This window comes from Streptomyces sp. NPDC047017 (genome assembly GCF_040644175.1).
In the GTDB taxonomy this organism is placed as follows: Bacteria; Actinomycetota; Actinomycetes; order Streptomycetales; family Streptomycetaceae; genus Streptomyces.
The window spans coordinates 1-4,200 of the sequence record NZ_JBEYVW010000046.1 but is presented as its reverse complement, the minus strand read 5'-3'; the positions used below and the strand labels follow the sequence as shown (position 1 = coordinate 4,200).

Genomic DNA, 4,200 nt, shown 5'->3' with positions numbered 1-4,200 from the left:
GATGCCGACGATCCGGCAAGCCTCCATGCTGCTGACGCCCTGGTCCATGAGCCGGAAGTATTCCTCCCGCTCACGGACCAGGGCCTTGCGGCCTGGCGCCTGCCCCCGGTCCTCCCGAATCTTGAAGTCCATCGCATCCCCTGAGCTGAGGTGTTGCGACGACCACTAGAACAGAAGCACCAGGGGTGGGGCCGCAGCCGTACGCTCAGCGGGTCGTTCGCGGCGGGCGGGAGAGCAGGACCAGGCCGCGTGAGGCCACGCGCAGGTCGCCGCCGGGTTTGTGCTCCGCCTCGTCCGGCGCGCCCCGCGGCTCGGCGGTGTCGATGACGGTCGTCCAGCGGTCCGCGTAGGCGGGGCCTGGCAGCCGGAAGTCGACCGGCTCCCAGTAGCCGTTGAGCAGCAGCAGGAACGAGTCGTCGAGCACGCGCCGGCCCTGCGGGTCGGGCTCGGCGATGGCGTCGCCGTTGAGGAAGACCATGACGGAGTGCGCGTCGGAGCGCTGCCAGTCCTCCTCCGCCATCTCCCGGCCGTCCGGCAGCATCCACACCAGGTCGGGCAGCGGCTGGTCGTCGCGGGTGGCCGTCTCGCCCTGGAAGAAGCGGCGGCGGCGCAGCACCGGGTGGGCGGTGCGCAGGCCGATGACCCGGCGGGTGAAGTCCGCCAGCTCCCGCTGCTCGGCGGTGAGGTGCCAGTCGATCCAGGAGACCTCGTCGTCCTGGCAGTAGGCGTTGTTGTTACCGCCCTGGGTGCGGCCCAGCTCGTCGCCGTGGCAGAGCATGGGGATGCCCTGGGAGAGCATCAGGGTGGCGATGAAGTTGCGCTGCTGGCGGGCGCGCAGTTCGAGGACGGCCGGGTCGTCGCTGTCGCCCTCCGCGCCGCAGTTCCAGGACCGGTTGGTGCTCTCGCCGTCCTGGTTGTCCTCGCCGTTGGCCTCGTTGTGCTTGTCGTTGTACGAGACGAGGTCGCGCAGCGTGAAACCGTCGTGCGCGGTGACGAAGTTGACGCTGGCCCGGGGGCGGCGCCGGTTGTGGGCGTACAGGTCGGAGGAGCCGGTCAGCCGGGACGCGAAGTCGCCGAGGGTGTGCTCCTCGCCGCGCCAGAAGTCCCGTACGGCGTCCCGGTACAGGCCGTTCCACTCCGACCACAACGGCGGGAAGTTGCCCACCTGATAGCCGCCCTCCCCCACGTCCCAGGGCTCCGCGATCAGCTTGACGCGGCTGATCACCGGGTCCTGCTGGATCAGGTCGAAGAACGCGGAGAGCCGGTCCACCTCGTGGAACTGCCGTGCCAGGGTGGCCGCGAGGTCGAAGCGGAAGCCGTCCACGTGCATCTCGGTGACCCAGTACCGCAGCGAGTCCATGATCAGCTGGAGCACGTAGGGGTGGCGCATCAGCAGGCTGTTGCCGGTGCCCGTGGTGTCGTAGTAGTGCCCCCAGTCGCCGTCGACCAGGCGGTAGTACGAGGAGTTGTCGATGCCCCGGAAGGACAGCGTGGGGCCCTTCTCGTTGCCCTCGGCGGTGTGGTTGTAGACCACGTCGAGGAGCACTTCGAGGCCGGCCGCGTGCAGCGCCTTGACCATCGATTTGAACTCGGCGACCTGCTGGCCGCGGCTGCCGTGGGCGGCGTAGTCGTTGTGCGGCGCGAAGAAGCCGATGGTGTTGTAGCCCCAGTAGTTGGACAGGCCGCGGCCCTGGAGCACGCCGTCGTGCACGAACTGGTGGACCGGCATCAACTCGACGGCCGTCACGCCCAGCGAGGTCAGGTGCTCGATCACCGCGGGGTGGGCCAGGCCCGCGTAGGTGCCGCGCAGTTCGGGCGGTACGTCGGGGTGGGTGCGGGTCAGGCCGCGCACGTGCGCCTCGTAGACGACGGTGTCGGAGTACGCGCGCCGGGGCGGGCGGTCGCCGCCCCAGTCGAAGGCCGGGTCGGTGACCACGCCGAGCATGGTGTGCCCGGCGCTGTCGGCGGGGTCCGGGCCGTGCGGGGCACGCTCGTAGAGCGAGGGATGGTCGTCCATCCTGCCGTCCACCGCCCTGGCATAGGGGTCCAGGAGCAGCTTCTTCGGGTTGCAGCGGTGGCCGGCCGGCGGGTGCCAGGGCCCGTGCACCCGGTAGCCGTAGCGCTGGCCCGGCCCGATGCCGGGCAGGTAGCCGTGCCACACGAAGCCGTCGGCCTCGGCCAGCGGCACCTGACGGTGGATGCCGGCGTCGTCCACGAGGACGAGTTCGACGCGCTCGGCGACCTCGCTGAACAGCGCGAAGTTGGTGCCTTCCCCGTCGTACGCGGCGCCCAGCGGGTAGGGGTACCCGCTCCACACGGGCACGGGCACCCCCTTTCCCCGTCCTTGGCGCCGGGTCACCGGGCCCCCTCCAGTACGCCGCCGGGAAGCGTGAGCGGTGAGGCGAGCGCGGTCACCGGCAGGGCGCGGGGCGGCTTGAGGCCCTCGCGCAGGCTCGGGGCGGGAGCCTTCGGGACCAGCGGGACGCGCACCCCGGCGCGGGCCCGCTGCGAGAACCAGATGACCTTGGCTCCGGTCGCGGCCGCGCAGCAGCCCCAGCCGTCGCTGGTCGCCGCGATCCGGGCCAGGCAGGTGCGCAGGTCCTGGTCGGGGCGCAGATCGTGGTTGTTCTCCGCGACGGCGGTGATCAGGTGCTGGCCCGTCCACCACATCTCGATGGACGTGTGCTTGTCCCTGGCGTGTTCGTCGATCGCCTTCAGCAGCATCTCGGCGCCGCCGCAGACGGGTTCGACGAGGTCCTCCAGGTCCCAGAACCTCAGGTGCGCGGCCAGGATGCGCCTGACCTGTCCGACCCGTTCCGGGCTGACTTCCACGTCGAGGTGGTAGTAGCAGGGCACTGCGGTCTTCATCGTGGCTCCTCACCGGCGAGGCCCGCGCCCCTTCCCCGCCCTTGCGGGCCGGGTCCCCGAGCACTAAGCGTGAGCGTGTGTTGCCTCTGAGTCAGATCCACAGTGCGGGTGCTACGCCATTCGTGCAACACGAACAGGCGGCGCCCGGGCGGCGGACGGATGACGAGCGGGTGCCGGGACCGGCGGGGACGCTGGTTGAAGTTCCAACAGGACGGTATGTCGTTGAACGTGCACCATGAGTGAAAGTCTCGATCGAGCGCCGTGAACGGGACGCGTGCCTCCGCGTGCGCGGCCACCGCCCGGACGTCGGGGAAACGAGCCCGTCGAGCGCTTCCGAAAGGTGAACGGCGCCATGCTGCTACCCGCCACAGCCGAAGTCGCCAGGCATCTGCGGCACTACCGGGCGTGGGAACGCCTGATGCTCGCGTCTCCCGACGACCGCAGGGTGCGGGCGACGTTCGAGGACTCGGGTTACACCCTGTGCGTGCTGATGGGCAAGCGCTGCGCCCGGGAGGCGGCGGACGCCGCGGAGCGCTACCTGCGCACCGGTCCCGCCACCTACCTGCGCGAGCAGGGCGGCCGGCCGCCCTGCTCGCGCAGGGGCGTCGCCCCCGGGCGGACCCGGCGCCGGACGGCCCCGGAGCATCGCTCCCCCGCCGGGGCCTAGGGTCCGCGGCGCGCACGAGAGGTACATGGTTCCCGGCCGGGCGTGAGCCCGGCCTCTAGCACGGTGGAGGTGACACCCATGAGTTCGACCCCGAGTCCTGCCTCGGCCATCGGCCGCATCCCCGTACGGGATGTGCGCCCGGCCGTGGAGTGCGGCAGGCGCCCGGCCAAGGCGGTGGTGGGCGAGACGTTCCAGGTCACCGCCACCGTGTTCGGCGAGGGGCATGACGCGGTCGCCGCCGATGTGGTGCTGGCGGACCCCGAGGGCCGGCCCGGCCCCTGGACGCCGATGCGTGAGCTGGCGCCCGGCTCCGACCGCTGGGGCGCCGAGGTGACGCCCGGGGCACCGGGCCGCTGGACCTACCACGTGGAGACGTGGAGCGACCCCGTCACCACCTGGCGGCACACCGCCTCCGTGAAGGTCCCGGCCGGGATCGACACCGGCCTGGTGCTGGAGGAGGGCGCCGAGCTGCACGCGCGGGCGGCGGCGGGGGTGCCGCGGGGGACGGAGCGGGAGACACTGCTGTCCGCCGTACGGGTGATGCAGGACGACTCGCTGCCGGTGATGACCCGGCTCGCGGCGGCGTTGACGCCGGAGGTGGACGCGGTCCTGGCCCGCCATCCGCTGCGTGAGCTGGTCACCGCCTCCGATCCGCTGCCTCTCCA

General features: G+C 71.8%; 4 protein-coding genes. 2 read left to right on the top strand and 2 right to left on the bottom strand.

What is annotated here, in order from left to right; translation table 11 throughout:
- Positions 1-205 precede the first annotated feature (205 nt).
- Together glgX and ABZ858_RS37065 are read right to left on the bottom strand one after the other, a co-directional pair.
- Complete coding sequence (gene glgX, locus ABZ858_RS37070; RefSeq protein ID WP_361389395.1) at positions 206-2,359, bottom strand: glycogen debranching protein GlgX; 2,154 nt, start codon at positions 2,357-2,359, stop codon at positions 206-208.
- A complete protein-coding gene (locus ABZ858_RS37065) occupies positions 2,356-2,868 on the bottom strand; it encodes a pep a2 (protein ID WP_361389392.1) in 513 nt (170 codons plus the stop codon). The genes glgX and ABZ858_RS37065 overlap by 4 nt, the downstream gene beginning before the upstream one ends.
- 352 nt (positions 2,869-3,220) lie before the next feature.
- On the opposite strand from ABZ858_RS37065, the gene ABZ858_RS37060 reads away from it, so the two are divergent.
- Positions 3,221-3,535, top strand: coding sequence for a DUF5133 domain-containing protein (locus tag ABZ858_RS37060; protein WP_361389389.1), 315 nt, complete (start codon positions 3,221-3,223; stop codon positions 3,533-3,535).
- A 78-nt stretch (positions 3,536-3,613) separates the two neighbouring features.
- Positions 3,614-4,200 (top strand): maltotransferase domain-containing protein (locus ABZ858_RS37055; RefSeq protein ID WP_361389386.1); only part of this gene is annotated, 587 nt, incomplete at its 3' end.

What these genes read in the sequence shown, in the direction of transcription:
- ABZ858_RS37065 (WP_361389392.1), bottom strand. Translation starts at nt 2,868, where the DNA reads ATGAAGACCGCAGTGCCCTGCTACTACCACCTCGACGTGGAAGTCAGC.
- ABZ858_RS37060 (WP_361389389.1), top strand. Translation starts at nt 3,221, where the DNA reads ATGCTGCTACCCGCCACAGCCGAAGTCGCCAGGCATCTGCGGCACTAC.